At 76.7% G+C, this 481-nt stretch carries 2 pseudogenes; one reads left to right on the top strand and one right to left on the bottom strand.

Features of this window, described 5'->3' with window-relative positions:
• Positions 1-188: pseudogene (locus FV223_RS29760) on the top strand (histidine kinase); the annotation flags it as partial.
• 57 nt (positions 189-245) lie between these two features.
• Here the strand turns inward: FV223_RS29760 and FV223_RS29755 are convergent.
• Positions 246-481 (bottom strand): annotated as a pseudogene (locus FV223_RS29755) (hypothetical protein); the annotation flags it as partial.

Here is a 481-nt window from a genome sequence, read left to right as displayed (position 1 = left end):
GGCGCGAGAGCGGCGGCCCGGCGGTGGAGCCGCCCCGCCGCCAGGGCTTCGGCTCGCGCCTGCTGCAGCGGGTGCTGACGACGCAGGTGCAGGCCGAGGTCGAGACCCTCTACGCCCCCGGCGGCTTCGCCCTCACGATGCTGGCCCCGCTTCCGGTGCGGAACGCCAGCCTCGACCCGCCGGGCTGACGCACGGGCACGTGCCCCTTCCCCCTCTGCGGGGGAGGGAGAGCGCGCGAAACGCCTTCAGGCGGCGCCGCGGCTGCCGGCTTCGCCGCCGCCCTCGACGAAGGCCTTCAGCTCGTCGAGGGAGGCGAAGGTGAAGCGGCCCTGCGGTGTGTCCGCCTCGATCGCGCCGTCGGCGTACATCACGTAGGTGTTGCCGCCCGAGGCGTAGCGGCCGACGACCTCGCGGGTGTCCGGCTCGGGCTCGGGGGCCTCCCGCGCGGGCTCGGCATCGAGGCTCCGGCGCAGGGCCGGCG

It is taken from the genome of Methylobacterium sp. WL116, from assembly GCF_008039455.1.
In the GTDB taxonomy this organism is placed as follows: domain Bacteria; phylum Pseudomonadota; class Alphaproteobacteria; order Rhizobiales; family Beijerinckiaceae; genus Methylobacterium.
This window is presented reverse-complemented; position numbering and strand designations above follow the sequence as displayed.